Source organism: Clostridium sp. LIBA-8553, assembly GCF_057782465.1.
Map to the genome: position 1 here is coordinate 1,352,318 of NZ_CM173489.1, position 24,846 is coordinate 1,377,163.

At 25.9% G+C, this 24,846-nt stretch carries 23 protein-coding genes; 20 read left to right on the forward strand and 3 right to left on the reverse strand.

Annotated features, from left to right (window positions below; all coding sequences use genetic code 11):
* Window positions 1-132: 132 nt before the first annotated feature.
* Window positions 133-300 carry a hypothetical protein gene (locus tag AC2JAQ_RS05975; protein WP_488458385.1) on the reverse strand — a complete coding sequence of 56 codons (168 nt, stop codon included), beginning with the start codon at window positions 298-300 and terminating at the stop codon, window positions 133-135.
* A 239-nt stretch (window positions 301-539) separates the two neighbouring features.
* Here AC2JAQ_RS05975 and AC2JAQ_RS05980 point away from each other — a divergent pair, with 239 nt between their 5' ends.
* The 6 genes from AC2JAQ_RS05980 (at window position 540) to hcp (ending at window position 6,953) form a co-directional block, all read left to right on the forward strand.
* Complete coding sequence (locus tag AC2JAQ_RS05980; RefSeq protein ID WP_488458386.1) at window positions 540-1,013, forward strand: hypothetical protein; 474 nt, start codon at window positions 540-542, stop codon at window positions 1,011-1,013.
* A 756-nt stretch (window positions 1,014-1,769) separates the two neighbouring features.
* On the forward strand, window positions 1,770-2,297 hold the full coding sequence (locus AC2JAQ_RS05985; protein ID WP_488458387.1) for a hypothetical protein: 528 nt from the start codon (window positions 1,770-1,772) through the stop codon (window positions 2,295-2,297).
* Between the two features lie 415 nt (window positions 2,298-2,712).
* Window positions 2,713-3,177 carry a hypothetical protein gene (locus AC2JAQ_RS05990; protein WP_488458388.1) on the forward strand — a complete coding sequence of 155 codons (465 nt, stop codon included), beginning with the start codon at window positions 2,713-2,715 and terminating at the stop codon, window positions 3,175-3,177.
* Complete coding sequence (locus tag AC2JAQ_RS05995) at window positions 3,170-3,907, forward strand: hypothetical protein (protein ID WP_488458389.1); 738 nt, start codon at window positions 3,170-3,172, stop codon at window positions 3,905-3,907. Before AC2JAQ_RS05990 ends, AC2JAQ_RS05995 begins: the two co-directional genes overlap by 8 nt.
* A 525-nt stretch (window positions 3,908-4,432) precedes the next feature.
* Window positions 4,433-4,669 (forward strand): branched-chain amino acid ABC transporter substrate-binding protein, encoded by a 237-nt coding sequence (locus tag AC2JAQ_RS06000; protein ID WP_488458390.1) that lies wholly within the window; start codon window positions 4,433-4,435, stop codon window positions 4,667-4,669.
* Window positions 4,670-5,312: 643 nt separating this feature from the next.
* Window positions 5,313-6,953 carry a hydroxylamine reductase gene (gene hcp / locus AC2JAQ_RS06005; RefSeq protein ID WP_488458780.1) on the forward strand — a complete coding sequence of 547 codons (1,641 nt, stop codon included), beginning with the start codon at window positions 5,313-5,315 and terminating at the stop codon, window positions 6,951-6,953.
* A 978-nt stretch (window positions 6,954-7,931) separates the two neighbouring features.
* On the opposite strand, the gene AC2JAQ_RS06010 is transcribed toward hcp, so the two are convergent.
* On the reverse strand, window positions 7,932-8,420 hold the full coding sequence (locus tag AC2JAQ_RS06010; protein WP_488458391.1) for a GNAT family N-acetyltransferase: 489 nt from the start codon (window positions 8,418-8,420) through the stop codon (window positions 7,932-7,934).
* Window positions 8,421-8,738: 318 nt separating this feature from the next.
* Here AC2JAQ_RS06010 and AC2JAQ_RS06015 point away from each other — a divergent pair, with 318 nt between their 5' ends.
* From AC2JAQ_RS06015 to AC2JAQ_RS06045, 7 genes are all read left to right on the forward strand, one after another.
* Entirely contained in the window at window positions 8,739-9,248 is a 510-nt protein-coding gene (locus tag AC2JAQ_RS06015; RefSeq protein ID WP_488458392.1) for a PepSY domain-containing protein, read from the forward strand.
* Between the two features lie 301 nt (window positions 9,249-9,549).
* The gene (locus tag AC2JAQ_RS06020) at window positions 9,550-10,218 is read left to right on the forward strand and encodes a response regulator transcription factor (protein ID WP_488458393.1); all 669 of its coding nucleotides are present in this window, start codon (window positions 9,550-9,552) and stop codon (window positions 10,216-10,218) included.
* A gap of 31 nt (window positions 10,219-10,249) precedes the next feature.
* On the forward strand, window positions 10,250-11,623 hold the full coding sequence (locus AC2JAQ_RS06025; RefSeq protein WP_488458394.1) for a sensor histidine kinase: 1,374 nt from the start codon (window positions 10,250-10,252) through the stop codon (window positions 11,621-11,623).
* A gap of 608 nt (window positions 11,624-12,231) precedes the next feature.
* Window positions 12,232-12,840, forward strand: coding sequence for a DUF3267 domain-containing protein (locus AC2JAQ_RS06030; protein ID WP_488458395.1), 609 nt, complete (start codon window positions 12,232-12,234; stop codon window positions 12,838-12,840).
* A gap of 315 nt (window positions 12,841-13,155) precedes the next feature.
* Window positions 13,156-13,722 carry a hypothetical protein gene (locus tag AC2JAQ_RS06035; protein WP_488458396.1) on the forward strand — a complete coding sequence of 189 codons (567 nt, stop codon included), beginning with the start codon at window positions 13,156-13,158 and terminating at the stop codon, window positions 13,720-13,722.
* Between the two features lie 304 nt (window positions 13,723-14,026).
* Entirely contained in the window at window positions 14,027-14,737 is a 711-nt protein-coding gene (locus AC2JAQ_RS06040; RefSeq protein WP_488458397.1) for an ABC transporter ATP-binding protein, read from the forward strand.
* 34 nt (window positions 14,738-14,771) lie between these two features.
* On the forward strand, window positions 14,772-16,376 hold the full coding sequence (locus tag AC2JAQ_RS06045) for a putative ABC transporter permease subunit (RefSeq protein ID WP_488458398.1): 1,605 nt from the start codon (window positions 14,772-14,774) through the stop codon (window positions 16,374-16,376).
* A 476-nt stretch (window positions 16,377-16,852) separates the two neighbouring features.
* Here the strand turns inward: AC2JAQ_RS06045 and AC2JAQ_RS06050 are convergent, their stop codons facing one another.
* Complete coding sequence (locus tag AC2JAQ_RS06050; protein ID WP_488458399.1) at window positions 16,853-17,671, reverse strand: nitroreductase family protein; 819 nt, start codon at window positions 17,669-17,671, stop codon at window positions 16,853-16,855.
* Between the two features lie 308 nt (window positions 17,672-17,979).
* Here AC2JAQ_RS06050 and AC2JAQ_RS06055 point away from each other — a divergent pair, with 308 nt between their 5' ends.
* The 7 genes from AC2JAQ_RS06055 (at window position 17,980) to AC2JAQ_RS06085 (ending at window position 24,674) form a co-directional block, all read left to right on the forward strand.
* Entirely contained in the window at window positions 17,980-18,186 is a 207-nt protein-coding gene (locus AC2JAQ_RS06055) for a DUF3955 domain-containing protein (RefSeq protein WP_488458400.1), read from the forward strand.
* A gap of 234 nt (window positions 18,187-18,420) precedes the next feature.
* Window positions 18,421-18,747: a winged helix-turn-helix transcriptional regulator gene (locus AC2JAQ_RS06060; RefSeq protein ID WP_488458401.1), complete on the forward strand. Its 327-nt coding sequence runs from the start codon at window positions 18,421-18,423 to the stop codon at window positions 18,745-18,747.
* 303 nt (window positions 18,748-19,050) lie between these two features.
* Entirely contained in the window at window positions 19,051-19,260 is a 210-nt protein-coding gene (locus tag AC2JAQ_RS06065; RefSeq protein WP_488458402.1) for a zinc ribbon domain-containing protein, read from the forward strand.
* Between the two features lie 451 nt (window positions 19,261-19,711).
* Window positions 19,712-19,960 (forward strand): lysozyme family protein, encoded by a 249-nt coding sequence (locus AC2JAQ_RS06070; RefSeq protein WP_488458403.1) that lies wholly within the window; start codon window positions 19,712-19,714, stop codon window positions 19,958-19,960.
* A 120-nt stretch (window positions 19,961-20,080) separates the two neighbouring features.
* Window positions 20,081-20,215: a hypothetical protein gene (locus AC2JAQ_RS06075; protein WP_488458404.1), complete on the forward strand. Its 135-nt coding sequence runs from the start codon at window positions 20,081-20,083 to the stop codon at window positions 20,213-20,215.
* A gap of 454 nt (window positions 20,216-20,669) precedes the next feature.
* Window positions 20,670-22,613 (forward strand): FUSC family protein, encoded by a 1,944-nt coding sequence (locus tag AC2JAQ_RS06080; RefSeq protein ID WP_488458405.1) that lies wholly within the window; start codon window positions 20,670-20,672, stop codon window positions 22,611-22,613.
* Window positions 22,614-22,811: 198 nt separating this feature from the next.
* Window positions 22,812-24,674, forward strand: coding sequence for an FUSC family protein (locus tag AC2JAQ_RS06085; RefSeq protein WP_488458406.1), 1,863 nt, complete (start codon window positions 22,812-22,814; stop codon window positions 24,672-24,674).
* Window positions 24,675-24,846 lie beyond the last annotated feature (172 nt).

Sequence of the window (24,846 nt, forward strand, 5' to 3'; positions counted from 1 at the left end):
AACACAAGAAATATTCTTGTGTTTTTTTCTTCAAAATTTATGTTTTAAAGTATGGATGACTTTTAGATGGAACTGTGAGTTAGGGCTTAACATCTAGTTGAATAGTAAAATTCACTAAAAATAGAGTCTATTTTATAAGTTTCTAACCTTTCTGTGGCCACAAGCAGGACATTTGAAAACAAGCTTAATTTTTTCATCATAATCGTAAGCAAAAGGGTTTTCTTCCATTTCTTCACCACAAATTTCACAAATTTCTTTTATATTTTTAATTTCATCTTTCTTAAAATCCATTTTTTTCATTTCAAGTTCTCCTTTTAAATATATAAGTTACAATATTAAATCACCTAAATACAAAAATTTTATATAAATTAAAATTTAATTTAAGAGATAAAAAATATTATTTATCTATATTAAAACAATACATCTTTTTTATTTCTACTTCAATTGTAATTTTTTTGATAATATATGAGAAAAAAAGTGGTGGGAAAATAAGTAATATATATAATTAAATGTATAAAGGTTTAGGGGGAAGGGATACTATGAATAAGAATTCTAAAAAAATAATAATCTCAGTATTAATAGTCACTTTTATTGGACTTATTACATTTAATATTAATCAAAGCTACAAATTAAAAATCTATAAGGAAGATTTAAGCATAATGTTTAGTAAAAATCTTGAGAATTTTTCATTAGAATGTATGAATTTATATGATGATGAGTCATATCTTAGGGCTTATGGATATATAACAAATGCAAGAACAGCATTACTAGGTTTAATGGATAGAAAAGGAATTCCATCAGAGGAGGCTAAATATAGTTTACCTTTAATACTATTAGATCTTGAGCTTCTTATGATGAATGATAAGGATGGGGCTAAAAAATATTTAGCTAATGAAAATGTTGCTAGAACGATGCATAACATATCACTAGATTCAAGTGATAAAACATCGATAGCTGAATTAGTAAGGATTCTAGATGAATATGAGATTTTAAAAACTTATAACTGCCAATAAATAAGTTAACTTAATAAACACTTCATATAGAAACTTTATTTTTCAAAACAGTTTATTTAATAAAAGGAAAAGTATAATTTTTAATATAATTTCTTAAATATTTAATAAAGTTAAAAACTTTATAATGATATAATATGTATGCAGAATAAAATTTGTTTTTAGTTAAATTTTATTTAATTGGTAATATAGAGTATAAAAATATCTTTTTATAAGATCAAGTTATAAAAGAAAATAAACCTTTAAATAAAGCAGACTAAACTTAGAATCTTCTTTTGATTAAATAGATATAAAGAGCTAGCTTAAAACTAAAGCTACTTTAAAGAGTAGATTAAGCCAATATTTAAGAAAATATTTATTAAAGAAATGTTCAATAAATAGAGAGTTTTTGGCACGGAGTAAATATTTTAAGTTATAAGAATAGAGTAGTTACAAAGAAGTGGTAGGCTTTTACTATTTATGGTATTATATAAAATATGATAACAAATTGTTAATAACAAATTATGCAAAGAAATAATTTTTGTTGGTGGTATTTAATTTGTAGACTTTATTTTTAAGCTATTGTTGCTTCGCAAAGTTCTAATTAGTATTAAAATGCAAATATTTAGAAGTTAGTGAAGTTTAAATATATTTTATTAATATTGTATTTAGAATTAAATTAGCATTTAATAGCTTAAATAAGCTAGTCAAACTTAATTTATAATTAAAGTATTTAAATAGGTTAAAAATAATAATATTTCTAGATGAAGGAGAACAGGAATGGGAGTTACTACATACAAGACAAAGAACGGAAATTTTGTAATTGATTCTAAGAAGCTTAATGAGAAGGTCACTGAGGTTTATAAAACTTATGGGTTTGATCTTAATTTATATGAGTTTGAAGATGAAGTGGACAAGGTTTTTTATCTTAGATATGCAGTTATGAAACTGAAAGAAGAGCTAGTAGGGAGAAAAGGAAAATCTGAAAAGGAAAAGTTAGCTGAAAACTGGTATGATGTGATGTGTGAAAAATTTGGAGTTAACTGGGACAAGGAAAATGCTTGGTGTAAGTATATTTCTGAGAAGTATATAATAGCAGAGATTACTCCGGAGGGAAAAGAAATTCCAGAAGCTTGTTATGATACAAAGGTTGAGGCAATTATGGAGTTTCTTAAAATGGGAGCTTGTGATAATCTTAAGGTCTTTAGAGGAACTGTAGTGTGCAAAGATATTTGTGGAGAAGAGGTTTTAATTGCACTTAGAAGAAAAGATGATTATGTATTTCCACCCTTTCGTGAAGGTTTTTAATATATAGATTATGATTTAGACATTATAAATATATTTAAAAAAATAACTGATATTTTTAGAGTTTATTGGAAAAATATTAAATTTATTAATACATTTAAATAGCTGAGAAGTAATAAAACTTATAAATATTACATATAAGAGTACTCTCTTTGTAATATTTATAAGCTTTTTATTTTATTGAAAAATTTTTAGCTATTAATAGCTTATTGGATAAAACCTTTATATTTAAAAATAGAGAAAGTGCTTTACTTTTTTTAGAAGAGAAAATAATTAAATCATATATGTAATAAAGTAAGGCAATACTTAAAGATATAAAGAAAATAATTTTAAAATATAGGGTTATTTTTATATTTAAGTAATATTAGGTTATTGAATTTAATATATTTACATGGGAATAATTTTTAAGGATAGAAAAATGAATTGGATTGGAATTAAGTCTTTAGATGAGTTAAAGGAGCTTGGGACTTTTAAGGCGGTTAGAAATAAAATACAAGAGGATGCTGGTCCTTTAGTTAATATGAAATGTAGAGGATGGAATGATCTTTATAATAAAGTTGTTATTTATAAAGATGTTTTAGAGAAAGCTAAGGAACTTTTACCAAAGCCAGAACCAGAGGTTCATGAAATATCAGAAATTCCTACAACATATTTCTCAAGTTTAAGTAATGAGTACATTTTTTATCTTTTAGAGCTTGATGGAGATATAAGGGCTAAAAAACTAGGTATTACTAAGGCTCATTATAGCAATAGGACTAGAGCGAGAAATTGGATGAATAAGATTGCTAAATGTATCCATCCTGATCAATGTAATCATCCAAAGGCAGATAAAGCTATGGCAAAACTAAATGCCCTTTATAAGAATATGGTGAAGAATGGCTAATAAAAGCATAAGTGATTGCAAAGCTCTAGAAATTTTTAAGTGTAGCGGTAATGACTTTAATTTTAAAGAGCCTGAAAGAGATGAGGAGCTTTCTTCCAAGGTACACAAGGAAATTGATAATGCCTGGAAGGGCTCTTCTTTTTTAGATGATAAAGGATGGGTTTGGATTAGAGAGGATAGATTACATTCAATCTTGAGGACAACAAAGGGAAATGCAGCATATCTTTTAGATAAGATATATGATAAATATAAGATGAATATTGGAAATACAACCTACGTTAGAGGTTTTGAAATAGTTAAACTTATATATAAAAGAATTGAGGAGAGTGGATTAGGGAAAACAGAGAAATATCTTATTCTTTCTCAGAAGTATTATGATGCCATAACAAATAGTGATAAAGCTAGAATTTTAAGGCTTGAATATGGAAGAGATATGGCTGAAATTAAAAAAGTCTTAAAGAAAAAGAGAAAGAATAAATATAAAATAGATGTTGATGAATTAACTTTAGAGCCATTAAGATTTAGAACAGCTGAATTTTCACATATAAGAAGTGCTTCTCTATATCCTGAAAGTGAAGGAAGTCTTGAAAATGGACTCTTAGTCAATAAGGAAACTCATAAGCTAATAACAGAAAAATGTATAAATGATGAGGATGAGCTTTTTGAATTATGTGAAAAAATGAAATGGAGCGTAGCATGGTATGACCCATTTAAAGAACGATTCACATAAATATAGATAGAATAAAAATACTTTATGAAAGAATAAAATTTGTATATGATTAAATGAATGTTGGAGTTTAACTTTAGGATTTTATTTTAAGTTAAAGTTGATTTTTATATGAGAAAGTATAATGATTTACTCGTATACATTAAATCAAAAAGAACTTAAAATAAGGTCTTATTTTCTTGAAATTATTCAAATTAATTTACGTAATTTTGTTTATGAAAAATTTATAGAAAATGTTTACATGGAGGAGCTGTAGTAGTATAATAAAGATAGCAAGAAAAGAGAGATTGCTAGAAAAAACAAGGCTTAAGCCTTTAGTTATAATAAACTTAAAAGTGGTTTGTTTTTGTAAATGTTTCTTGACAATCTAAAAGTTTTAGTTTTGCTTTTCCCATAGTAAACTCTTTTCTTGCTAAAGGATACTATGGTGGTATAGAGTTGTGGAAACTTTAATTCTTTAAAAGACTTTACATTTTAACATGATTCGCTTTGTAAGGAATTTATGATTATTATGAGGGGTGTTGCATTATGCTATACAAAAGCAATGAAAGAATGAAAATAACTTTTAACGAAGACTTTCTAAGTAGAGTGGATTTTGTGAGAGCTGTTGTTAGATATTTGACTAAACATAATAAAGATTGCAAGATTCTAGATCTTTATTATTTAAGTATTAATAATAGAAAATATTATTTAAGAAATCAAAATTTAACATCTGAAGGTTCAAAAAGTATTCAAAATGCAATTTTAATTCCTGTAGAGGAATAAAAAGTAATTTTATAGATATAGTAGATATATTTGAGGGATTAGGAATCTTATTTTAAGGAGATTCTTAATCTTTTTTCATATATAAATTTAAATAATGAGAGTAAATTTTAATAAGATAAGCATTTAGTATAAGTTTATTTTAAGATAGTAGCGTATTTAAAAAGATAACAAAAAAAGTGAGGAGCAAATCCTCACAATTTAATAAAATAATGTAAATTAGAAGTAAGTTTTGAAATGAGGCTACTAAAATAGTCATATAGGCTAATACATAATTTGATTGAAGTGAAAATTAAAGTGTAAGTAAGTTTTTTGTATGGAATTAAAAACAGGGAGATGTGAATAGTAAAGCAAAAAAGTGTTTATAAAAAACCATACAATAGAAAAACAAGGAGGTGTTTATGTGTAAGCCTATATAATTATTAATATGATAATTTACAATTTTGGTGAATGGATTAAGATTTTATTATTTTAGAACTTAATAAAACCTTCTTATAAAATTGAATTAAGTTTAATTTTATTTCACATAATAATAAATAAAGTTTGCAATTCTTATTTTAGAGATATAAAAAATATAAGGAGATAAGTACTAATTAGATTAAGGCAAATATTATTTTAAGGAGGAATTATTTTGAAAGATTCATTAATGTTTTGTTATCAATGTGAACAAACAATGGGAGGAAAAGGATGTACTAAGATGGGAATCTGCGGCAAAACTCCTGAAATAGCTAATCTTCAAGATTTACTTATTTATCAATTAAAAGGGATATCTTGTTATGCAAAGGCTCTTATTGATAAAGGAGAATCTATTGATGAAGAGGTTGTTAAATTGGTTGAAAATGGGCTTTTCACAACTCTTACTAACGTAAATTTCGATCCAGAAGTTCATGTTAAGCTTCTCTTAGCATCTCAAAGAGTAAAAGAAGAACTTAGAGAGAGGGCACCAGAGGGTGATTATCCAGAACATGCTACATATAATTTAAGTGAAACGAAAGAAGAAATGTTAAGTGATGCTGTCAAAGCAGGAATAATGTATGATGATAGTTTAGATCAAGACATAAGATCCTTAAGATCAACAATTTTATATGGTTTAAAAGGAATAGCAGCTTATGGACATCAAGCTAGATTTATAAATTTCCGTGATAAAGAGGTGGATAATTTTTATTTCACGGCTTTGGAAGCTACAACTAATGATAAATTAACTGTAGATGATTTAATAGCATTAACCATGAAGACTGGAAATGCAGCAATTGCAGTTGTGAAGCTATTAGATGATGCAAATACAAGTAAATACAATAATCCAACACCTCACAAAGTAGAAGTAACGCTTAAAAAGGGGCCATTTATTATAGTTTCAGGCCACGACTTAAGAGATTTAGAAATGCTACTAGAGCAAAGTAAGGGTATGGGAGTTAATATTTATACTCACGGAGAGATGTTGCCAGCTCATGGATATGAAGGACTCAAAAAATATAAGCATTTAGCAGGAAACTTTGGTTCAGCTTGGCAAAATCAACAAAAAGAGTTTGATAATATTCCAGGATGTATTCTAATGACAACAAACTGTTTAATGCAACCTAGAGAAAGTTATAAGGATAGAATATATAGCACTAGTGTAGTAGGATGGGAAGGAATAAAATACATAGAAGCTGATGAAGATGGATATAAAGATTTTTCAGAAATAATAAATCAAGCCATTGAACTTGGTGGATATGATGAGGATGAAGAATGTAAAGAAATTATAGTTGGTTTTGGTCATAAGGCAACTTTAAGTCATGCAGAAGAAATAGTTTCAGCAGTTAATGATGGAAAGATAAAACATTTCTTTGTAATAGGTGGATGTGATGGAGCAAGACCAGGAAGAAATTATTATACAGACTTTGCTAAAAAGGTTCCTAAGGATTGTATAATTTTAACTCTTGCCTGTGGAAAGTATAGATTTAATAAATTAGAATTTGGAGAAGTTGCAGGACTTCCTAGATTACTTGATATAGGACAATGTAATGATGTATATTCAGCAGTTAAGATAGCAACAGCTTTAGCTGATGCTTTTGATACTAATGTTAATGCATTACCTCTTAGTATAATTCTCTCATGGTATGAACAAAAGGCAGTAGCAGATTTATTAGCATTGTTAGCGCTTGGGATAAAGGGGATTTATTTAGGACCATCATTACCAGCTTTTTTATCACCAAATGTGCTTCAGTATTTAGTTGATAATTTTGATATTAAACCAATAAGCACTCCAGAAGATGATCTTAAAAACTGTTTGCAACAGAGAGTGTAATAATGAATATATATTTTTAAAAATAAGATATACAAAAGAGAAGAGGCTTAGACTTCTTCTTATTTTTTTAGACAAAAAATAAGAGAAAGAGGATACTTTCTCTTATTTTGAGCTTAATTTATAAAGCAAGACCTAAGTTTAAATATGTAGGTTTATGCTTTATTCTTTTTCTTTTGATTAAGATTTAGATTAGTTTAAAGGAGATTTTAGGTTAATCTATAGGATTCTTTTGTTTATTGAAATTTTCCTTAGTAATTAATCTTTAAAGTAAAACAGGTTTTATTAGGTACTGATTAATAAAAGTAGTATTTTACTTATAGAAGATATAATCTTTAGTTTTTTATCTTATTTAATTTGTTTATACTAGCATAAACATTATGTAATTATGTAAAATGGATAAAATCCATGTTTTTAGCTTTTTAAGGTAGTGTGTAGCTATTTGTGTAATGAAAGTATTTAGAGAGGAGAGCATCATTATTGTTTTAGCTACACACTTATTTATATTTAGTATATAAGCTATTTAAATCTTTGTTCTATAATATATTTGCATATTATTACTGCAAATAAAAATATAAAGCATATACTATTAGAGTTTTGAAAATCATAGGATTATAATTTTCAAAAATATTCAAAACATCTAAAAAATAAGGTAGTATGAATAAGCAGTCCTAAGTATAAGAACAAATAAATATACTTAGTTAGTAAAAGCGTATATTCTTTTTGATTCAAAATACAGCCATTTTCATGGATTTCTTTAGAATCTTTAGTAAATATATTTTTTTGAAAGGTAATAATTACTTTTAATTCTCTAAAAAATAGATATGTGAAGCTGCAAAATAATAAGATTAATAACAAATATAGTATTAGTTCTTTAATCATAATGACAACCTACCTAACTGAAAATTACCAATATATCTTTTTTAACACCATTAGTAAAGATTATAGACACATTTAAGAATTCTTATACAATTTTATTATTTACGTTAATTCTTTTTTTAATAGACGTCTTCCATCTTCATAGAAAATCATACTATCTGAGAAACCATTAGTTTTCCAAAAGGCCTCATTTCTCTTGTTTGTAGGAGTAAGTTCAATGGTTTTAGCACCTTCTTTTATCATTACTTCTTGAAGTTTAGTGTAAGATAGTTTACCTAAGCCTTGCTCTCTAAACTCTTTATTTATACAATATTCCAAAATAATAGATTTGCCACACTCATCAACGCAAATAACATAAGTTGCAAAACCTAGTATCTTTTCCTTATCTTTAAAAAATACGATTCTTAATGGATTAAAATCTCTTTCAGAAAGCTTTATAATGGCATTTTTGTATTCTTCAGAGAGAAAATATTCAAAAGTCTTTTTGAAGTTTGGAGTTATTTCAAAAATATGATTTATATAATCATAAAACATATTCCAAAATAGATCTAAATCTTTAAAGCTTTCAAGAGGATAAATTTTAATATTCATAATAAATATGTGGAGCTTGTAATAAGTCTAAGCTCTCACCCAATCCCCCTTTCTTATTATCAAACCAAAATTAAATATGTTAAGGAATAAATTTATTAAAAATAGGGTTCTCTTAAAAAGAAGGAGATTTTATAGGTGAGAACCCTTAAAAGAGTATGAGTTTTAAATGATTATATTTATATATATGTTTTGAGTTTAGTAGATAGTAGCAAATAAGGAAAATTAAAAAATTTTAATCTTTATCTAATTTTATCTTCATGATGATAGTAAGAATTTATTATATGATTAACTCAAGAGAAATGAGGGAGGAATTTAAAAATGAAAAATGTTTTATTAAAAGTAAATGAGGTATTAAGAAAATATAGAAAGAAGATAATAGTATCAGGAGTAGTTATAGTTTTGGCTGGTGTTGGAGTTTCAGCAGCAGGAGGAGCTTTCCTATATAATAGAGTTCAATCAAATATTAAATATACACAAGGACAATGTGAAGAGGTTGCTTTAAAGAAAATTCCTGGAGAAATTGTTAAAATTAAAAAGGATATGGACTTAGAAGATGGAACTTTTGAATATGATTTTCAAATAAAAGATAAGGACAATATGCTTAAAAAGATAACTGTTGATGCAACTACAGGTGCTATAGTAGATATTGGTCATAAAGGTGACGACTTTCGTGGACACCACGATAAAGATGATCATAGAAAAGAACATTATAATAATATAGATAGAAATAACAATGAAAATAGCACAAATAATAATAATTCAAACGAAGGAAATGGTGTAGTACAAAATAATACACCAGCACAAGATTCACAAGTACAAAATAACTAAGTTATTTAAAAATAAGATAATATTTTAAGTAAAGATTAATTATTAAAATAGCTAAATTTGGTATCTTTAATGTAAAATGATAAAATTATAGTGAGTTTGAATGCTCACTATTTTTTTATATTAAGATTTGTTTTAGATGAATAATGGTTTTTAGCTATCCTTTAGACCTAACTTCTCATTAATATGGACTTACAGTTATATCTAAGAATCAATACTAGTTTAAAACATAGTCTTATATTAAAGTTTAAGCTTATATTATAGAAGGTATAAAGTTTAATTAGATAAAAAGGAGCTAACGTATATGAAGAAAATTTTAATGGTTGAGGATGAAGAAAGTATATCAGATTTTGTTAAAATGGAGCTTGAATATGAAGGGTATGATGTAACTGTAGAAAGCGATGGTAGAGAAGGACTTAATAAAGCTTTAGAAAATGATTATAATTTAATAATTTTAGATATAATGCTTCCTAATATGAATGGTTTTGAGATTTGTAGAAGGTTAAAAAAAGAGAAGGATACTCCAGTAATAATGCTTAGTGCAAAAGATTCTGTTATGGATAAGGTTAATGGACTTCAAATAGGTGCTGATGACTATTTAGCGAAACCTTTTGCTATAGAGGAGCTTTTAGCAAGAATAGAGGTGGTATTTAGAAGAGAAAAAAAGAAAGAATCTATGGTAGTAAATTTTAAAGACCTTGTTATAAATAAGGAATCTAGAACTGTAACGAAAGCTGGAGAAGATATTCTACTTACTAATAAGGAGTATGAGCTTTTGATGTTACTTATTTCAAATAAGGATAAAGTTGTTTCAAGAGATGAAATACTAAATGAAATATGGGGTTATGATTATGAGCCTGGAACTAATGTAACAGATGTGTATATTAGATATTTAAGAACAAAACTAGATCCTAAGGATAAGGAGAAATACATAAAAACTGTGCGTTCAGTTGGATATATAATTAAGTCTTAAGGGTTTCGTATTAATTAAGGAGGCGGAATTTATGAAAAAAAGATTACCTATTTTTCAAGAGCTTACTTTAGGATCCTTAGCAATAATAATGGTGATTTTGATTGTTTACACTGGAGTACAATTAATCAGTTTTGCTTTTTTTAGTAGGGATTATGAAAAGAGCTTATTAAAAAATGAGTATAAGAATATAGTGGCTTTAGCTGAAGATGAAAGTGTAAATATTTCAGAGGAGAGTTTGACAAATTATTTGGATAAAATATCTTCTCGTAAAGGACATAGTTCTTTAATTAGAGTTTATGATTCAGAGGAAAACATAAAAGATGAAAGAGATTTAGTTAAAGGGGTTAATCTACATAGAGAGGACAATGAGGTTAAAATAAAAACAGAGTTTAGAGATTTTAAGCTATATGATGTTTTAAGTGGTCCTATAAATATTAAAGGAAAAACATATACAATACAAATGGTTAAGAACATAAATATTTTTGAAGACTTTATTGAAAGTTATTTTTATAGTTTTATTGGTATTGTGATTTTAGCCATAATACTTAGTGTACTAGGTGCTATCTATGTGTCTAGAATCTTCTTGAAAAGATTAAATAGGCTTACAGATACTATGGTGGAAATAAAGAAAAATGGAATTGGAGAAAGAGCTTATGTTTCAGAGGAAAATGATGAATTTGATAGGGTTAATAGGGTTTTTAATTCTATGATGGATGAAGTTGAAGAGAGCTTTGATGAGCAAAGGAGATTTGTTTCAGATGCTTCTCATGAGTTGAAAACACCTTTAACAGCCCTACAAGGACATTTAAATATGCTTAAAAGATGGGGGAAAAATGATAAGGAAAGATTAGAGAAATCCCTAGATGTTTGTTTAAATGAGGTTAATAGATTGAAGAAAATAGTAAATGATATGCTTGTTTTATCTAGAGTTGAAAAGGAACAAATTAACTTATCAACTTTAAAATCATATAACCCAGAAGTCTTAATAAATGAAACCTTAGAGAGTTATAAAGTTTTAAATGAGAGACTTATTTATACTTTACATATAGAAAAGGGTTTAGAAATTAAGATTTTAGAAGAACATTTAAAACAACTTTTAATAATATTTATCGATAATGCCATAAAATATAACGATAAAGAAGAGATTAAGGTTCAGGTTAGTTTATTTAATGAAAATGATAAGATTGTTATTTCAGTAAGAGACAATGGAATGGGTATTCCTAAAGAAGATATAGATAACGTTATGAATAGATTTTATAAAGTTGATAAATCAAGAGTAAACAATAATTCCTTTGGGTTAGGATTATCAATAGCTAATAGAATAGTTAAACTTTATGGAGGAGAAATTATTATATCTAGTAAACTAGAAGTATTTACTGAGATTAAAGTTAAATTAAATAATTAAAATGTTATTAAAGCAAAACTTATATTATTTTTTGAAAGCTTAAAAAAGCCCTTATTTTAGGGCTTTTCTTAATTTTTTTAATATAAAAAAATTAAGAAATGTGTATTAATTTGGATGAAATTAATTGGTATGAATTACCACGATGAAAATTGGTATTCTTATGGTATAATAAGGTTAATAGGGAATTAATTGTTTAATAAATCTTATATTTTATATAAGGTTTGTATTTATATGCTAAAGTTTATTTTAAAAGTTTATTTACGATGTAAAATAGTTATTTGTCCTTAAGGAGTAAAAGATTGTATTATTTTAATTTATACTTTAAAATGGGTATATTTTTGTTAAGTAATTATTAAAAAGTAAAGATATAAATTAAGAGTTTTGATGCGATTGAGTAAATGAAACTTAGTTTGTATAGTTTAGAAGGGAAAATTATACTTTAATCAGCATAGTTAAAATAAAAGGGGAGGTGAAAGTCACTAATATATTAAGCCTTTTAGTTATCTTACATTTAATGTATTTTAAGAAATGCTAGGATGTGTTGTAAGGAAAATTTGCTTAATTTATGATTTGATTTTTTAGTTTCATCAAATTAGTGACTAAGTTTTTTGAAGTTAATTTGGAAAGGGAAGTTTAAAGGTTTCGAAGATCTTCCAGTAGGTGAGTTACCTGAGAATGCTGTAAGATTTGAAGAGCCAGAATCAGCTGAGGAATTAGCTAAAGAAACCAGAAGGTTTTTAATACCAGTTGTAATATTTTTATTAGCAGTTATTTTTCTTAGAATAAGAGTCATTGGATTTTTTAAACTAAGAGATGTAATAAATCCTTTGGGCGTTATTTTAATACCATTTAGTATATTACCACATGAATTTTTACATGCTATTCTTTTCCCAAAGAATTCAGAGGTTGAGATGTGGTATTCAATTAAACAAATGGTAGCTTTAGTTACATCAACTGCTCCCATAACTAAGAAAAGATTTATATTTTTAAGTCTTTTCCCAAACATAGTATTTGGGTTTTTACCCCTGATATTATGGATTTTCATACCAAATAATATGAGTTTTACATCTGGAACTCTCTTTACCTTTGGTTTCATAAGTTTAACTATGGGTGTAGGAGATTTTATGAATGTCTATAATACCATAAAACAGGTTCCAAAGGGAGCTATGACTCAGATTTCAGGATTTAATTCCTATTGGTTTTTTAAAGAAGATTAAAATAGAAATATATGAAATAAAGTTATGCATATATAAATCAGACAAATTTTAAGGTGAAAAAGCAAGTAAAATTACTTGCTTTTTTTTATACTTTTTAGAGAAAAAATAATATGAAAAATGATATAATGTAAATGGAGAAAATAGAGTAGATAAAGTAAAGCGTTTATCTTATATTCACAAACATTAAAACTCTATGGTTGATAAGGCATTAGTTCTAGAATTAATAGGTTACTAGACAACTTAGAGTGAAATTTAGAGAGTAAAAAACATCATTTTAATTAATGGATAAAAATTTAGAATTAGGAGGAATTAAATATGAATTTTTTCAACAAAAATGAAGAGGAAAAGAGTGCTATAGAAGTTGCTGTAAATGAAGAGGGTAATGTAGAGAATGTTACTTTTGATGAGAGTGATGCTGTAGCCTTTGGAATGACCGACGATGAGGAACAAGTAGAAAATGAAGAAAACAAGGAGCTGGATGAGCAAGGTGAACTTTTAAATCCAATACCAACACCAGTTAAACAAGAAGAAATTATGTTAGATTACATGGTTACTCTTTCAGATGAGCAAAAGATTAAACTTAATGAGCTTATACAAGCTAATGATTATTCAGGTGTAAGCAGATTGCTTTCAGAACATAAAAGAATAATTTCAACTCCTAAGGAGCTTTTCAATGTAGTCTTAAATTTTGAGGATAGTAAAATAATTCCTTTTAAATCTGCTATGGTATTAGGTTTAGATGAGAGAGATGCTTTTAATGTCTTAGCTAGAAAATATCCAATAATTAAAGAACTTGAAAGAAGTAAGGTTTTAATAAAAAGAATTAATAGAGTTCAACAATCACAAATTGTTCTTGTGGATGGAGAAATGAAATTATCTTAATTATATTAGAGATTTAAATACTTTCAAAGTGATTTTTAGTAAGGTTTTAGACAAGCTATTAAAAGAGCTTTTTATATTTAAAGGAATATTTTATTCTTACTAAGTTTTATTTAATAGTATTCTTACATAAGGAAAAAAAGAGATTTTTTGACTAATTATAAAGTCATAAAATCTCTTTTTTATTGAATAAAAATAATAAATCTATTGCTTTTTGTGTTATAGTTGAACTATAATTAATATAATAAAATTATGGGTACAAAATGGAAAAAGATAATTTTAATAAAGAGGTATGGAGGGAGCAAGAATGCTAAGTGTCAAAAATTTTTCTAAGGCATATAAGAAAGGAAAAAAGGTTGTTGATAATATATCCTTTGATGTTAATAAAGGTGATATTTTTGGCTTTATTGGCCATAACGGTGCAGGAAAAACAACCACAATAAAATCAATAGTTGGTATATTGGAATTTAGTGAGGGAAAGATAACTCTTGATGGACTATCAATTAAAGAAAATCCTATTGAATACAAGAAAGAAATAGCATATATACCAGATAATCCAGACCTTTATGAATCTTTAACTGGAATACAATATTTAAGTTTTATTGCAGATATTTATGGAGTTAAAAAAGAAGAAAGAGAGAGAATGATTAAAAAATATGGGGATGCTTTTGAACTTACAAAAAGCTTAGGAGGATTAATAAGTTCTTATTCTCATGGGATGAAACAAAAGCTTGCTATAATTTCTGCATTAATTCATAAACCAAAGCTTTTAATTCTTGATGAGCCTTTTGTTGGATTAGATCCTAAGGCATCACATACTTTAAAGGAAATAATGAAGGAGTTATGTAATGAAGGACATGCTATATTCTTTTCAACTCATGTCTTAGAAGTGGCAGAAAAACTTTGCACTAAAATTTCTATTATAAAAGAGGGTAAGATAGTTGCAGAAGGAAAAACAGAAGATTTAATAGGGGATAGTTCTCTAGAAGATATATTTATGGGACTTATTAAAGAATAAAATTGAAAGGAATTTACTTATAAGGGTGATTTCGATGAATAAATTATTTAAACTTTTAAAAGTTAATTTTATAAACAATTTGGGACTTAATGTTTTTTCTGTAAAGGATGATAAAGAGGAGAAAAGAAAGTCCTTAGGTAAGTTGGGAATAGTTCTTTTAGTTCCTATAGTCTTTTTGTATATTTCTTCTGTATATTCTATACTTTTAGCAGATATGCTTAAAAGTATAGGAGCTATGGAACTTTTACTTCTTTTAGGAACTATGGCAAGTACCTTAGCTGTACTCTTTACCTCAGTATATAAGGCTCAAGGTACTTTATTTTCAGCTAAGGATTTTGATATGTTAATGGCTTTGCCAATAAGTGATAGAGTAATTTTTACAAGTAAACTTGTAGATTTATTATCTCTAAATTGGATATTTACAGCTTGTGTAATGATACCACCTTCAGTTATATATTTCATTAATATGGGTGGAAATTCTGTAAAATTCTTTTTAATGATAGTTATTTCTATATTCTTATTACCATTACTTCCTATAATAATAGGAGCAATTGTAGCACTTATAATATCTTATTTTGCTTCAAAATTTAAATATAAGAATTTAATTAGCATTTTAGGAAGTACTTTAATATTTTTAGTTATTTTCCTATTTTCTTTTAAAATACAAGACTTATTTAAATCCTTAGCAGAGAATAGTAGTAATATAATAGAGAGTTTAGGAGTTATTTATCCTCCGGTAATATATTTAACTAATGGACTTATAAATGGAGACTTATTTGAGCTCTTAAAGTTTGTAGGTATATCAATAACAACTTTTATAATATTTGTGTTTTTATTTAGTACACAATTTAAGAAGATAAATTCAAGACTTGGAGAAAACTTTAAGAAGGAAGAAAACTTTAGGATTTCTAAGTTAAAGAGTAACAGTCAACTTAAAGCTCTTTATTTAAAAGAATTAAAAGGGTATTTTTCTACTCCTATTTATGTATTAAATACAGCTTTTGGAATGCTTATTCTTCTTATAGGCGCAGTTGCCATTTTCTTTGTTGATAAGAATATAATAGCTACATTTGTAGGAGTGCCAGGAATGAGTAATAGAATGGATCTTTTAATATTAGGAGTTATGATATTTTGTATTGGTCTTTCTTCAACTACACCATCCTCAATATCAATAGAAGGTAAAAATTTATGGATTGCGAAATCTTTGCCAATAGGGGAAAAGAGCATATTTTTAAGTAAGATTTTACTTTGTTTAACCATAACAGTGCCAGCAGTTATATTAGCTAATATATTATTTGCTATAGGACTTAAGTTTTCAATTGTTGATATACTTTGGAATCTAGTTATATCAGTATTATATTGTTTCCTTTCAGCAATAATGGGAATAATCATAAATTTATATTTCCCTAAGCTTGAATGGTCATCACCAATTGCGGCTGTTAAGCAAAGTACTAGTGTATTTGTAAATATGATATTTACTTTTATAAGTATAGGAATTCCTGTGGAAATATTTATGGTATTATCTGATATTGGAATAAATACATTTTTAGGAATTTGTTTAGGATTAATCATTTTAGTAATTGTGGGAGAGCTAATATTACTTAAAAGCAAAGGAAGAGAGTTATTCTATAGACTTTAGATAATATAATTTTCGGAGTGAAATTGAATGGATAAGTAGACATTATGAGTAATTTATTTACTTTTAATGTCTATTATTATATTAAGCTTTTTCTTATTTAGACTTTGTTTTAGATGAATGTTGATACTAGTTTTAGTGGATATGGTATGTCTAAAACCTTTGATTTAGTTTTTGAAATTAAGGTAGATTAAATAATACTTAGAGAGAGTTATTAAACCTGAAATAGTTTAAATATTAGAAGATATAAAGAAGAGTTGTATTAAAAGTAACTTTAATAGTGCTTTAATACAACTCTTTTTTATTAAGTGCTTTCTTTTAACAGTCATATCTAAAAATAAATATAGTTAAAAAGGTCTTGTTATATAATGAAATATAATAATTTATTTTAATTTAATATTATATTTTAAAAATTACTTTTAAGATTTTACTTGAAAATATAACTTATATAAAATAAAGATAAAGAAACAAATTTAAAACTATATCCAAGTTATTTTAGCTTCTTTTCTTGGAACAGTTCTTTTATATTTAACCCTAGGATATCCAATCACCATACAGTTTACTAGATATTCATTTTCTTTTAATCCTAAGAATTCATTTATTTTAGGATTAACGTCAGCTGCCCTTTTTAAGAATCCACTAAAATAAGTTCCAAGACCTAGAGCGTTAGTCATAAGTTCCATATTTGATGCTGCAAGAGAGGCATTTACAGCAGATTCTGACTTAACAATTATAAGTGCAGGTGCTTTAAAGAATAACTTGTCTTCTCCATTTGGATCTTCTAAGAAATCATTATACATTTTAATCCACATATAACAATATCTTTTTATAGTCGTTGGAGTAGTTTCTTTGCTTATTAAATCTTCTCCTAAAGAATTCAATGTTTCTAAAACCATTTTTCTAAGTTCTTGAAGTTTATCTTTTACAACTACATAAGAAACGTTTTGCATATTACTTCCTGTTTGAGTAAATCTTCCGGCTTCTATTATTTTTTCAAGCTTCTCATCTTCCACATCTTTATTTTGAAAAAGCCTTGTACTTCTTCTAAACTTAATAAAATTTAGAAGTCTATCTGAGTCAATATCAAAATCCTCTTTTTTATATTCTTGAATATTACTCATATCATAATCTATATCTAAAACAGCTTTCTTAGGACAAATAGCAATACAGTGTCCACATTCTATACAACTTTCATTTTTTATGTGTGCTTTACCATTTATCATTTCAATATCACTAACTATACAATCTTGCATACAAAGAGTGCAACCTATACATTTACTAGTGTCTACTTTCATCATAATAAATCAACCTACCTATCTAATAAATATTAATTAAAATTTCTGTACGTCTAAGTAAAATTATAGTAATCATTAAAATTTAAAACAAGTACGCAAAATTTGTTTAGTTACTTACAAAAAGTTAAGTATTGAACTTAATTTGTATTATTTATTCGAAAAAAGAATGAGTGTTATAGTTTGTTTAGGTTTTTAAAACAATATATCAAAAGGATATAAATATATTGTTTTTCGATAAAAAATGATTGAAATTTCTTTTGGGAGGTGATATTATTAATTTAACTTAAACAAAGTATGAAGGAGATTTTAACATGAAAAAATATATTTTAAATTCAATACCTTTTTTAATAGTTGTAATATGTATTATTGCTTTTAACATCATAGGATCAGAAGTATTACCAGATGGTAGACTCGTTGAGCCATTTTTCTTAATACCTATAGCATATCTAGCTTTATTTGTAGGTATATTAAATATAGGTGTACAAGCAATCCTATCATTAATAAAAAAAAGAAAATAGCTACATAAAAGCTCTATTATAAATTTTTAGTTATATAAAAATTTATAATAGAGCTTATTTTTTATTTTTATCAAATGTATAGCTTTATTTAGCTATTTTTATAAAATTTTTAATGAGGTTACAATAGATTGTTTAAGACATGGTTTTAAATTGAGTAATACTCTTGTGGATTATGAATTTAGATTGTTATATGATATCATTAATCAGTAAAATAAGTTTTAGGACTGGTGTCATATGAAAAAATATAATAAGAGAAAAATTAATGAAAGATATATAGAGCACGCTTTGAAAGTTTTAAGTGGAAAGTGGAAGTTGAAAGTTTTATGGGAAGTTTCTAGTTATGATAATATAAGGTTTAACCAACTTCAAAAAAATATTGAAGGAATATCAAGTATTATGTTAACAAGAGTTTTAAAAGATCTTATAGAAAATAAACTTGTACTAAGAACTCAGTTTAATGAAGTTCCTCCACATGTTGAATATTCTTTAACTGACCTTGGAAAAAGTCTTTGTCCAATAATAAAACTTTTAGAAGATTTCGGTGAAAATATCTTAGCATAAGAATAGAAGTTTTAACATTAAATAAAACTTAAATATATTTAAGAATCAAGAATATTCAAAAGTTTTGTGATAATATAATTAAAAGAGTAATGATATTAAAAAGGGAGAAGCTTAAAATGAAAGCTAAAAAGCTTTTGAACTTTAGATTTTTATTATTTAATTCTAAATTACATGATATATTCCTTACAAATTTGAAATGAAAAAGTAAGAAACTTAAATATTAAAAATCGAATCTATGGTATATACTTAATTTATAAATTAAATAAGAGAATTTTTAAGGGTAAGAAAAGGAGTTTTTTATATATGGAGAAGAGAAAATTTATTTGTCCAAAATGTCAATGTGAGGAATTTGTAAGTGATCAAATACAAGCTACTGGTGGAACTATGGCTAAACTTTTTGATGTTCAAAATAAGAAGTTTATAACTATAAGTTGCAAGCAATGTGGATTCACTGAGTTCTATAAAGCTAAAACATCAACAGGAATGAATATATTAGACTTCCTAGTTTCATAGTTTATTACTAATCGTATTGATAAAAATTGTTAAGTTTTAAATTTTAGAATAAAAGTTCTAAGGTTCATATATTAATTATGAATTTTAGGACTTTTTGTTTTGCTCTATTTTAAGTGAAGATTAAAGTTTAAATTTGTCTACTTAAATTTATGTAATTGAACATAGTGAAGTTGTGTTCCTTAAAAGAAATAAGACTTAATTAAGACAGAGATTGAGGACTCTTAAGTTTAGTGAATTTTATTTAGGCGTATAGAAAGTCTAAATAGCAGCTAGGACAATCCGGAATTTTATTAAGAAGTATTTAGGTGAGTTGGTGTTTTCTTACAAAATTGCAATGAAAAGTAAGGTGCTTAGATACTTGAATTTTAATTTAGAATTTATAATAAAGTTGTCAGGTGAGAAGAAATGATTAAGACAAAAAATGTATATATTTAAATTTAGGAGGAACAAAATGATAAAAAAAGTAACAAGTGGGATATTAATAGCATTAGCAGTAACTATAGGAGCTGGATTTGTAGCAAGGGAAACTGTATTTCCAATGAAAGATAGAAATGCAATAGAGAAATATGCTAAGGAATATAATGTTAAATCAGAAAGAATTGCAGCATTTATAAACTTTGAAACAGGATTTGATAAGGTTGAATATAAGGAACATAAAGCTTCAGGATTAATGAAATTAACAGAGGATACTGGAGCTTAAATAGCAAAAGAAATTGGGGATACAAACTTTAATCCGCAACAAATAGCAGATGATGATAAAAATATACAGTATGGAACATATTATTTATCAAAAAGTAATGGAAAATCTTTAGAAGATACAGTGGGAGAATGGTCCATAAGAAATGGTGAAGAAAAAAATGAAGAAATAGACATGAAAGAATATGCTAAGAAATATTATACAGATAAAATCAAGAAAAGAGAGGCCATTTATAAAATATTATGTTTTCAGTTTTAAAATTTAAATCTGTTTTAGGTAGATGTTGATTTTTAGATAGCCATTTAGAATTAGCTTAAAATTTAATTCGGAGAAGGTAGTTAATTTCTCTAAAATAAAGGTAGATAGAACTAAATTCTTTAATATAGAAGTATGGGATATTAAATTTAAGCTACGAGATTAAGTATAGGTTTAGCCATTAGAAATATAAATAAGAATAAGATGGAAAGAGATATTACATAGATGGTTCAACTTTATAAGTTATGTTTATATCCAAGCAAATGAAAAAGCTTGTTTCTACATTAGTGGAAATAAGTTTTTTTATAAATTTTATTTAAGAGATTAATACTACATAAATCTCTTAAATAAAATTTATAAACAAAATATGAACAAAATGTAACTAAATGTGGTACAATTTTTATAGTAGCATATTTAAAAAAAGTGAAATGAAAAATTTTTGAAAGAAGGGGAGGGCTTGGAACTAGATAGTATAAGAGAAACTTTTAAAAAGGCATTACCACCCACTATTGTTTCTTCATTGCTTCTATTTGTCAATGTAAAATTCTTTGGAATGAAAAATGTAATAATTGCGCCTTATATGACATTAACCTTTGTAAGAATGAGAAATTATTCTATTATAGAAAAAAATGAATTTAGTCCACTTTTTCTACATCTAGCTATAGGAATCTTTGCTTCTTTAGTTAGTAGAGGGGTGTGGAGTGAAGCTTTCATAAATTTCTTTGGAATAATAGTTTTAGTTTATCTTTTAACCGATGAATATAATCCTAATAGTTATTTCCCTTATTTAATGGCGTTTGTATTTTTACAAGTGTTTCCTATAGAGCCGCAAGAAATGCCAGACAGAATATTAGCTATAATAATATCATATCTAATAGTATATTTTGCTTTATTTATAGTTTCTCCAAGAGGAGAAGTAAGAAAAATTGAGGATCTAATAGAGAAAGGATTTAGCGAAGCTATTTCTCAAATGAAAATTCTTATCTCAGGAGATGGAAATAAGGTTAGAGAAAACCAGTTTAAGCTATTTAGTGTTGAGAAGGAACTTAATAGATTTGTTTACTTAGGACAGAAAAATAAATATTATCAATTTATAGTTGCATTTCAACACATAAATAACATAATTGAAGACTTTGCTAGTCAGTCAATGATTGATAATAATAAAGAGAGTTATAATAATATTCTTAGTTTATTAGGTTTTCTTAAGGATAATCTGAAAGATGAAAGTGCATGCAAGGATGAAATAAGTAAGTTTATAAAAAATAATAATTTTAATAATGAAAATTTAAAGAAATATGTAGATTCAGTAATGGAGTATTTTCTAGAAGCCATTAATCATATGAATTCTAAAAGATTTAGTTTAAAGAAATTTCTTGATTTTAAACATAAAAAGACTAAGGAGTATTTTGAAGTTTATAGTAAGTATAGTTTAAAGTTAAATGAGTTTAAACTTAGATTTGCATTAAGAATATCGATTTTAATTACTGTATCATTTTTAATTGTTAGGGTATTTCATTTAGGAAAGGGATATTGGCTTCCGATGACAATATTTTTATTGGAGGTTCCTTTTTATACAGATAGTAAGGCTAGAGTTTGGAATAGGTTTAGAGGAACTGCTATAGGAACTGTAGTTGCTTTAATATTATTTTCAATTTTCAGAACTCCTTTAGAGCATATCATAATAATAGTTTTAGCTACATTCTTTAAATATAGTTTTAAAAACTATGGAATTATGAGTATATACATAACTTGTTATGCACTTGGAATAAGCACTATGTCAATGAGTGATGGAGCTGCTTGCTTTTACAGATTAGGATATACAGGGATTGCAGCCTTGGTGGTTCTATTTGCTAATAAGTTTATTTTTCCCAATAAAAACCACATGGAGCTTAAAAATATGATTAGAAGATTATTAGAATTAGATAAAGTCATGGTAAATAAAAGTATTAAAATTTTGCATGGGATTAACGATAAAGAAAGAGAGGAAGGAAAGACAGATATAAGAAGAATTATATATTCATTTTATTTAATAAGTGGGCGTCTTCAAATTCACAATAATTCAATTAATGATGGATTAAATGATTCTTTAAAAAAATTTATGTTGGATAATAATGCTTTTTTAGCTAGTATCACGAATTATTGTATAGTTTTAAATAATTCAAATTTAAAAATTGGGTGTAAAGATTATAACTTTGCTTTAAAAGGAATTAATATTTTGGAAAAGGCAAGTAGTGGTTTAAGCTTAAATAATTTAGTTAGTATTAAAATTCTAGAAAAAGACGTTAATGAATTTAAATTAATTAGTCATAAGGATAATTATAAAAATTATTCTTTAATTAAATCCCTAGATAGATTACTTTTAATTGGGAGAAGACTTAATGAAATTGAAAGTAAGCTTTAGTAGAAATAAAAGTAAATAGACTTATTAAATTTTACTACAGTTTATTTAAATAATACTAAAAAATATATTTTGGTAATGCTATTAAAAGTTCTATATATTATATGAAATCTGAATGAAGCTTTTGAAAGAGGGTGATAGTATGGATTTGAAATCTATAAAAAAGTTTTAAAAACAGCGTTACCGCCAACGATTTTATCAATGTTACTACTTATCATAAATTTAAAGTTTTTTGGATCTAGTAATATAATTGTTGCTACTTATATGACATTAACTTTTATTAGAATGAGAACATATTTAATAATTGAAAAAAATGTGTTTAAACCATTATTTATACATTTACCTATTGGAATACTTGCATCCATAGCAAGTATGGGTGGAATAAGTGAAGTACTAATCAATTTTTTTGGAATAATTTTATTGGTTTATTTATTAACAGATGATTATAACCCTAATAGTTATTTCCCTTATTTAATGGCATTTGTACTTCTTCAAATGTTTCCAGTAACTTTTAAAGAAATTCCTACTAGACTTTGTGGAATTTTTGTATCATATATAATTGTTTATTTAGCCTTAATCATTGTATCACCTAAAGGTGAGGAGACTAAAATTGAATCCTTAATAAGAAATGGTTTTGATAATCTTTATTTTCAATTTAAGAATCTTTATAGTGAAAATACAACTGAAGTTAAAAGTGGACAAGTTGAACTTTTTGATATTTGTAGAGAACTAAATAGATTTGTTTATTCAGGAGGAAGAAGAAAGTATTATCAGATTATGGTTGCTTTTCAGCATATAAATAATTTAATTCATGATTTAAAAAGTTCAGAGGAAATGATTCGTGAAAATAAGAAGGAGTTTAAAAAATTCTATAAGCTATTTAAGTATCTTAGAGATAATTTTAATGATTATGAATTGTGTTATAGAAAATTAGATGAATTTCAAAAGGAATTTAAGTTTCATAATAAAAATCTTACTTTCTACACAGAGTTAGTTTTAAAGTATTTATCAGAAGCTATAGAACATTTAAATCTTCATAGATTTAATTTGAAAAGATTCTTAGATTTTAAAGAGAATAAAGAGTATTTTCAAGTTTATAGTAAATATAATTTTAAGCTTAATGAATTTAAATTTAGATTTGCCATAAGGATGGCTATAATAGTAACATTTTCATTCTTTATTGTTAGAATATTCTCTCTTCCAAAGGGATATTGGTTGCCTATGACAGTATTTATCTTAGCTCTTCCTTTTTATGAAGATAGTAAAGCGAGAGTTTATGATAGATTTAGAGGAACTATTTTAGGGGTTATATTAGCTTTTGTATTATTTTCTATTTTTAAAGGTTATGAAATGCATTTTGTTATAATCTTAATCTCAACATTCTTTATGTATGCATTTAAGGATTATGCAACTATGAGCATTTATATAACTTGCTATGCTTTAGCCATAACTACTATTTCTATGAGAGATGGAGAGGCCGTTACATTAAGATTAGCTTATACTGCCATTGCAGCCTTAATAGTATTATTTGCTAATAAATTTATTTTACCTAATAAAAATCGTGTAGAATTAATAAACATGATAAAAAGACTTATTACTTTAGATAAAATAATGATTGGTAAGGTTAAAGGAGCATTAAAAGATGATTTTAATGAAATGGAGCTAAGAAGAATCATTTATTCATCTTATCTAATTAGCGGAAGAATACAGATGCATAATGATTCTAAGGATAAAAGAGAGTATGAAGAACTTAAGAAGTTTATGTTAGCCAATAGTGAGTTCACAACATCCATAATAAATTATGTTGTTGTTTTATATAATTCAAGAAAAGATTCTTTAGATTATGATTATATAAATGAAGGCATAAGAATTATAGAAGAAAAGTTATCAAGTTTTAATAAGAACTTTCCAGAGGGTTATAATATAGTAGGTGAGTCATGCCGTAATATTCAATTAATAAAACATAAGAATAATTATAAGAATTATTGTTTAATAAAATGTGTAGATAGGCTTTATGGAATCGAAAAGGGATTAAATTCTTTAAAAACTTTAATAAATAATTAAAGTTTTTTTAGTATAACTAAAGTAAATTTTTATTAAGAATATTTTTAAAAAATAGTTTAATGTTAAAAAGTAAAACAACTTTTTTACTAAATCTAACATATTTAATCTTTTGAAAGCATATATAAATAATAGTTGCTTAAATTTTACATTTTGGCAAGGAAAAGGAGGAGTA

Excerpts from the sequence above, each read along its gene's own strand:
- AC2JAQ_RS06015 (WP_488458392.1), top strand. The coding sequence starts at position 8,739 with ATGAAAAATGTTTTATTAAAAGTAAATGAGGTATTAAGAAAATATAGA.
- AC2JAQ_RS06065 (WP_488458402.1), top strand. The coding sequence starts at position 19,051 with ATGGAGAAGAGAAAATTTATTTGTCCAAAATGTCAATGTGAGGAATTT.
- AC2JAQ_RS06025 (WP_488458394.1), top strand. The coding sequence starts at position 10,250 with ATGAAAAAAAGATTACCTATTTTTCAAGAGCTTACTTTAGGATCCTTA.
- AC2JAQ_RS05980 (WP_488458386.1), top strand. The coding sequence starts at position 540 with ATGAATAAGAATTCTAAAAAAATAATAATCTCAGTATTAATAGTCACT.
- AC2JAQ_RS06045 (WP_488458398.1), top strand. The coding sequence starts at position 14,772 with ATGAATAAATTATTTAAACTTTTAAAAGTTAATTTTATAAACAATTTG.
- AC2JAQ_RS05985 (WP_488458387.1), top strand. The coding sequence starts at position 1,770 with ATGGGAGTTACTACATACAAGACAAAGAACGGAAATTTTGTAATTGAT.
- AC2JAQ_RS06020 (WP_488458393.1), top strand. The coding sequence starts at position 9,550 with ATGAAGAAAATTTTAATGGTTGAGGATGAAGAAAGTATATCAGATTTT.
- AC2JAQ_RS06050 (WP_488458399.1), bottom strand. The coding sequence starts at position 17,671 with ATGATGAAAGTAGACACTAGTAAATGTATAGGTTGCACTCTTTGTATG.
- AC2JAQ_RS06040 (WP_488458397.1), top strand. The coding sequence starts at position 14,027 with ATGCTAAGTGTCAAAAATTTTTCTAAGGCATATAAGAAAGGAAAAAAG.
- AC2JAQ_RS06060 (WP_488458401.1), top strand. The coding sequence starts at position 18,421 with ATGAAAAAATATAATAAGAGAAAAATTAATGAAAGATATATAGAGCAC.
- AC2JAQ_RS06055 (WP_488458400.1), top strand. The coding sequence starts at position 17,980 with ATGAAAAAATATATTTTAAATTCAATACCTTTTTTAATAGTTGTAATA.
- AC2JAQ_RS06085 (WP_488458406.1), top strand. The coding sequence starts at position 22,812 with ATGTTACTACTTATCATAAATTTAAAGTTTTTTGGATCTAGTAATATA.
- hcp (WP_488458780.1), top strand. The coding sequence starts at position 5,313 with ATGTTTTGTTATCAATGTGAACAAACAATGGGAGGAAAAGGATGTACT.
- AC2JAQ_RS06010 (WP_488458391.1), bottom strand. The coding sequence starts at position 8,420 with ATGAATATTAAAATTTATCCTCTTGAAAGCTTTAAAGATTTAGATCTA.
- AC2JAQ_RS06000 (WP_488458390.1), top strand. The coding sequence starts at position 4,433 with ATGCTATACAAAAGCAATGAAAGAATGAAAATAACTTTTAACGAAGAC.
- AC2JAQ_RS05990 (WP_488458388.1), top strand. The coding sequence starts at position 2,713 with ATGAATTGGATTGGAATTAAGTCTTTAGATGAGTTAAAGGAGCTTGGG.
- AC2JAQ_RS06035 (WP_488458396.1), top strand. The coding sequence starts at position 13,156 with ATGAATTTTTTCAACAAAAATGAAGAGGAAAAGAGTGCTATAGAAGTT.
- AC2JAQ_RS05975 (WP_488458385.1), bottom strand. The coding sequence starts at position 300 with ATGAAAAAAATGGATTTTAAGAAAGATGAAATTAAAAATATAAAAGAA.
- AC2JAQ_RS05995 (WP_488458389.1), top strand. The coding sequence starts at position 3,170 with ATGGCTAATAAAAGCATAAGTGATTGCAAAGCTCTAGAAATTTTTAAG.
- AC2JAQ_RS06070 (WP_488458403.1), top strand. The coding sequence starts at position 19,712 with ATGATAAAAAAAGTAACAAGTGGGATATTAATAGCATTAGCAGTAACT.